This window comes from Paenisporosarcina sp. P4_E4_2 (assembly GCF_056401595.1).
On the sequence record NZ_JBFUJC010000212.1, the window covers coordinates 1 to 5,448 of the forward strand.

At 39.7% G+C, this 5,448-nt stretch carries 1 protein-coding gene; it reads left to right on the top strand.

Translation table 11 applies throughout. The annotated features are described in order from the left end of the window. Positions 1 to 5,448, top strand: a 5,448-nt coding sequence (locus AC1DSB_RS13640; protein WP_477586898.1) for a S8 family serine peptidase, incomplete at both ends; no start/stop codon positions are given.

Below are 5,448 nucleotides of genomic sequence, written 5' to 3' on the forward strand. Positions count from 1 at the left end.
AAGAAGACCCAGCTAAGATAGAAATCATTAAGAAATCGTTGGCTAAAGGTGGAGCAACTGTAAATAGTAAAGCTTTTGCAAGCGAATATTCCGACGCACAAAAAAAGGTTAAAGATTCTCATGCTAAATTTAAAAGCTTTGTGAATACGCAGCCTAAAACGCAAATAATTGGCGGGAAATCTGTTAAAACGGCTATGAGTATTACACGAGAATATTCAGAAGCATTTAATGGAGTAGCTTTATCACTACCTGCAAAATTAGTTGAAAATATTGCCAAAAATCCAGAAGTTGCTTCTGTTTGGTCTCAAATAGAATATACGGTTGCTGAAGGATCTACTCCAAAAGCTTTAGAGACAAGTGAATCTGTAGGCAAGCCTACAACAGGGCTTTCTTTATTAGGATTAGATAAACTTCAAGCTGAGGGTCATACAGGCATTATTAAATCAGGTCCTCGTGCAGGCCAAAAAGTTAAGGTCGGTGTATTGGATACTGGTATTGACTACAATCACCCTGATTTGAAGGCTGTTTATAAAGGTGGACATGACTTAGTCAATAATGCAGGATTCGATGCAAATGGAAATGTCATTTATGTAGATGACCATGATCCAATGGAAACAAATTATGAAGATTGGGTAGCTGCTAAGGCGAATCCTAATCCAGTTGTTGGACCACCTCCTGCAGATTATAAACAGTATATTACATCTCATGGATCTCACGTTTCAGGGACTATAGCTGCAAATACGACAAATAATAACGACGTTTATTCAGCAAATGGTGTAGCACCAGATGTGGACCTTTATGTTTATCGTGTACTAGGACCAGGTGGACGTGGCACAACGGACTCCGTATTGAACGGTATTGATCAAGCAGTTAAGGATGATATGGATGTCATCAATCTTTCGCTTGGTGCATCGGTAAATGATCCGCTTTACCCAACCAGTGTCGCTATAAACAATGCTACTTTAGCCGGTGTTGTGTGTGATGTTGCAGCAGGTAATAGTGGTCCAGGTATAGCTACTGTAGGCTCACCAGGAACTTCTCCACTGGCGATAACGGTTGGTGCAAGTACGATTCCGGGATACATTCCAGTGATGACACTTAAGAATGGTTCAGCTTCCTATCAAGCTCGTTTGTTTGGTAAAAACTTCGCACAAGCAGACGATGCATTTAAAGGACAATCATTCCCGATTGTTGATGTCGGCTTAGGTAGTGCGGCAGATTACAATGGTTTAGATATGTCTGGTAAAATTGCTCTTGTGAAACGTGGTGGAGATTTTTTACAGACTAAAATGGCAAATGCTAAAAAAGCCGGCGTTGCAGGTATGATTATTTGGAACAATAGTGCCGATGCAGATAATCAAGGATATATAACAAGCTTCTTAGGCGTTAGCATGGATAATGTTTACTCTGTTTCATTGACTCAAGCGCAGGGACAAGCTCTTTCTGAAGCCATTAACAAGGATCCTAAATCAGCAACGATTACGTTCCCAGATACACTTGATGCGCCTATCGCAAAGAAAGGCGACGAGTTGGCAAACTTTAGCTCAACGGGACCGGTAAAAGATTGGACAATCAAGCCAGACGTTGTAGCACCTGGTGTTGACATTTCGTCTACCGTTCCATATGACGTTTGGGAGCCACAAGACGGAGTAAGTGTAGAAAATAGAGATTATAAGTATGCTTATGAATTAATGTCCGGGACTTCAATGGCAACGCCTCACGTTGCAGGTATTTCAGCGTTGATTTTAGCTGCAAATCCAGAGTATACTCCGGCAGATGTTAAGTCGGCATTAATGAATACAGCTAAGGATATTAACACAGATTCAAAGACTTATAGCGTATACCAAGTCGGTGCTGGACGTGTTGATCCTGCACGTGCGATTAAAGAGGATGTAAAAATCCAAGTTTTAGATAAAGCATATACCGTTGATTCAGATTCATCTACGCTAACTCAAATTGATAACCTTACAGGCAGTATGTTCTTTGGCTTTAAAGGTAGAGGAGAAGGCGCATCAAACGGCTCTGATGATGTGATTTCATCAAAAGATTTTAACGTAACCAACCAAGGAACTAGCAGTAAAACATTTAATGTAAGTACTCAATTTATTTCAACAAAATTTGCTGGATCAAATAATGTAGGTCCTGGCACAGGAAATGATGTCAAAATTGATTTTTCTACCGGTGGTACAAAAGTGTCATCCATTAATGTTGACGGTGGAAGTACCATTAAAGCAACAGCAAAAATAACGGTTCCGTCAAACTCAATTGAGGGTACTTACGAGGGTTATATTTACCTGGTAAATGCGGCGAACTCATCGGAGTCATATCGTATTCCGTTCACTATTACCGTTGCGGAAAAAGGAATTGATACTTTTAAAGTTGATTATAAGGCAATGACTATGCCAGGTGGAGCAGCTGGCTATCGCTTCTCCATTAATAGTTCAATGGAAAACTTCTATATTGTATTAAAAGATAAGAATGGAAATTATTTGGGCGTAGCTAACACATTAAGTGATGCAAGTTGGCTTTCCCCAGGTGTCCAATACGGACCATATTTATCGCTTTTTAATGGACAATATCTTCCATTTACAAAGCCATATGAGGGCTCATTGGATCAATCCGGAATAGCAACAAAGACCGAATCTATTAAAGAGGGCGCATATTCCCTTGAAATGATTATGACTGATGAAGCTGGAAAACGTTACACAAAAGAAGATACAGTCTATGTAGACAGTACGCCGCCAACCATCAACATGGACAGCGATTCAAAGCCAGGGATCTATGAAATCGACCCTACAGGCTACTCACCTGGACAAGAGATTAAAGGATTTTATGGTTCAGTCTACGATTCTAACATCGATGTTATGAAAGATAATGGTGAAACTTCGGTGCTAAGCCCTAAAGATGGTAGGACACCTGTTCCTGTAGATCAAGCATTGAACACGGTTATTGGCTATCAAGATAGTATGTTCCCAACTGTATTCTTTGATACAGATGAGAAAGGTCGTTTCCATTTTGGAATTACTCCTGAGGACTTAACTTCAAAATTCGGAAGCGCATTTTGGATTTATCCAAGTGATTATTCTGGGTCAGGTGATCCAGATATAACTAAACAGGATTATTATTTTATCAAAAAAGGTACTCCATATTTAACACTTACCTCTTCTGGAGGTGTTGATGCAGGTCAAGGTAATGAAGATAAGGTTGTAATTGATGCGAATAAACCTTTCAAAACGACAATCGCAACGAAAAATGGATTAGGAATGTCAGGCGGTAAAATTACTCTCAATGATCAAGGAGTGTATTCTTTTAGCAATATCAGATTGACAGAAGAATATAAAAACTATTTAATCAGCAAAGAAATTGACCCTACGAAAGTACTAACTGTAGGTGAGCCGTATAAACATCCAATCTATCAAATCGGTAAAAACATTGATGTTACAATATCTGGAATTGGTTCAGAGGGTGCTCTTGACCATGATATGAATATTATTGAAGCAGACGTGACTTATTCTAATCCCGATCCGATTGTTGGACCATTTGAATATATACTATTACAAGCAAGTTTAAACTTGTCAGGTGAAGATACAAAAGTGACGTGGTTCCCAACCAATGTACCTAATGTGCGACAGTCAATATCCGTGCTTAGAGGTCGTGTGGCAGCTGAAGCTTACGCAAGAAACACTGTTAACAATAACTATCCTCAATTCACAGTGGATTCAGGAGCGAAGGTAACTGTTAAAGATGATAAGGGTAAAACATTTACAACAGATAGCCCTACAAGTTTTAATAATACAATTGCGTATACTTTTATCAACCCGTATTATGCCGTGACGATGGATGTAAGTAATTCACCATATTCTGTCGAAGCGAATGTACCAGGTCACTTCAAGGGATATGGGCAAACACCAGTCATTGGTGAAAATAAATTTGGATATCAATCAGGAACAATAAAAGATATCCCAGGTCTTTTCCCGATTCTTTTAGGTGGAGATGTCAATGGGGATAACGTAATCGATATGAAAGATTTGACGGATGAAATCAATGTTTATTATCAATATAAGAATTTGAGTAATTTTAATAATCCGGCCAATACGTTAGCCAACAAAACGGCATTCCTTAACAGCAACAGAAATGCTGATATTTATTGGATAAAACCAGGATCTACCGGTTATGGAATTGATTATAATGACTTCTATTTCATTTTCAAAAACTTTGGTAAACAAAATCAAAATGCGATTGATGCAGGGGTAACGGTTCCAACCACCCAAATGACGGTGGATCAAGATATGACCATTACGACTCAATATGGCGGATCCATCACGTTAAATGCGGGAGACACACTACAACAAGTCATGCAAAAGCTGAATTTTGCAGCTCCAGCCCAAGCAATCGCATCAACACCGAAGTTAGAGGACTTGCAGAATGGGGCTACGATTTCACTTGCTCCAACAAGCGAAGTGTTCGTTGATGATGTTGTATGGAGAAAAGCAATTACGAAAATCATGATTGGTTCAACCGATGTCACAGATAAAGTGACGATCACGGCGGGTTATCAGTACTTTGATGCAACTGGCGCATCACAGACGATGCAATCGAAGATTACGTTCCCTGGTTCTTTATTCCCTACGGCAACGAATTACACTGTAACCGTGAAGGCTGCAGGATACCAAGATGTAATCAAATCTTTTACAATTTCAACTGTCCCAATTCCGACGCCTGAGATTCCAATTATCACAGACCCAACCGTAGCTCATATCGGGCAGGATTTAACGTTAACCTTCCCGGAAGATGCGAACTGGCGAAATGGAATCAATAAAGTGATCGTGACGACAAACAATAATAAAAGTATGGATATCACGACTTTAATGAATCCAGATACGAATCAAAAATATTACGATATTAGTCAGCCTGGAAAAATTACGTTCAACGCAAAAACATTTATGACGAATTCAACACTTGATCCGAATAATGATACTTCATATGGTAATGCGACGGTCAACCCTGGTGGAACGAGCTACCTGCCGCAGCTTTACAAAATCACCATTGGTTCTAATGGTACAGATGGCACTGTTTATCCAGATGTCTTTGCAGGTTATGACCCAGTTTACACAGGTCAACAACCGATTGGGTACAGCATTACGTTTAACAGCCAAGGCGGCTCGACAATCAATTCAATGGCCGTGGGTTTTAGAGCAAGTTCAAGTAGATCTAATGGTCCAAATAGTGATTTAATAAACTTTAAAACCCTTGCGCCACAAAGAGCGGGATATAAATTCCTTGGTTGGTATAACGAACCAGGAGGAATTACACAATGGGATCCTTCAACTCTCTTAACAGAAGACAAGACGGTTTATGCGAAATGGCAAATGAATACCACTCAAAACTATTCGCCTGTTGATAAAGCGAATCCGACTGGTTTAAAATTCGACGGAAGTAACGGTGGCG